This window comes from Streptomyces sp. NPDC006283, assembly GCF_040613325.1.
In the GTDB taxonomy this organism is placed as follows: domain Bacteria; phylum Actinomycetota; class Actinomycetes; order Streptomycetales; family Streptomycetaceae; genus Streptomyces.
Genome location: NZ_JBEXRZ010000482.1, coordinates 1 through 1,245, shown reverse-complemented (window position 1 = coordinate 1,245; position 1,245 = coordinate 1). Strand labels below are relative to the sequence as shown.

Below are 1,245 nucleotides of genomic sequence, written 5' to 3'. Positions count from 1 at the left end.
CCGGAAGAACGACGCCAACCGATGCTGTCCCTTGGAAGGCGACACCGCCGTACAACCTCGACGATGAGCGAGCTATGGGAAGTGCCAGGGGATGCCGGGCGAGCCTTCCGGCCATGATGCAGATACTTGCGTCCGCCTGTATGGGCGCAGAACCGTGCCCGGGCGACGCTGGAAGCCGCCGGGTGTGGCTGGAGAAGACGCGCCATCGCCGCGCCACTCGCCGCCTATATAAGACGGCAGCATGGCACCAGGGCCAGGACCAGATCTCCTCTTCCCAGGCCGTCGGCGGCACCGGCCACCGCCACATCGCCTCTCCACACACATCACATGCCGGCACCGCCCGACCCAAGCGGTCGGCTTCATGCCAGTTAGCAAACACCCTCGCCAGGATGAAACACTCTTTCAAAGATCAGTACACCGTCGTTCGTTTCACCCCTTTTAGGTATCAGGTACTCAAGCGTCGCTCATGAGAGCGGAAGAACATGGCAACGGGAGTCAGGCAACGGGCTCAGGGCCTCCTGGAAGGCTTGGATGGTTCACATGAACCACTCTTGGCTGCAGCGTGCATCGTGGAGGATTCGCAAAATCTTGGTTCGGGCGATGTCTGCGTTCAACCAACAGGAAATAGACGACTGACATGAGAAGGAATTTTTAAGCAGGTGAATCATAACGCTTAAGCGGAGGAAGTTCGTGGAACTTACACTTTTATGGAGCGAAGTCAACGCTGAAGCCGGCAACGCCCCGTCGGCTGCTATCGTCACCGCAGGCGCCTCGAACGGGCCAGAAGACCTGATTCAATTGTCTGATGCCCTGGGATTCACACGCGATGATTGGGAAGCGGCGCTCAGACGCATCCGGAGGAAGGGCGAGGAGCAGGGCTGAATCAAAGTCGGGTGACCGTGGATCAGTACTGGCCTCAACACCGTTGTGTTAGCTTGGTCTCTAAATCGGGGTCTGTCAAACGAGCGGTGTAACTCGGGTAGTGGGGTTACTGGCGGGCTGCTGAGAGCCGGCCGGCGACGGTGACGTCGAAGGCGTTCAGGGCGGTTTACATGGCGATCATGTCGCGCGATCCCACCGGAAAGGGCCAGGCCCGCGGGACCATGCGCTGGAAAGACGCACTTCAGGGCGGCCTGCTCGTGGGGGAAGTTGAGGGAGGTGCGCCGACCTGCGGCGTCGTAGGTCCAGGAACTGACGGCGCCGGTGGGTGTGGTGCGTCCGGTGCGGCGGCCGAGGGCGTCGTAT

Annotated in this window: 2 protein-coding genes; one reads left to right on the top strand and one right to left on the bottom strand. The window is 60.9% G+C overall.

From position 1 onward, the window contains the following. Nucleotides 1-690 precede the first annotated feature (690 nt). Nucleotides 691-882 carry a hypothetical protein gene (locus ABZ070_RS37440; protein WP_356640678.1) on the top strand — a complete coding sequence of 64 codons (192 nt, stop codon included), beginning with the start codon at nucleotides 691-693 and terminating at the stop codon, nucleotides 880-882. On the opposite strand, the gene ABZ070_RS37435 is transcribed toward ABZ070_RS37440, so the two are convergent. Beyond that, the coding region (locus ABZ070_RS37435) for an RHS repeat domain-containing protein (protein WP_356640676.1) at nucleotides 795-1,245 on the bottom strand (451 nt) is incomplete at its 5' end. The genes ABZ070_RS37440 and ABZ070_RS37435 overlap by 88 nt on opposite strands.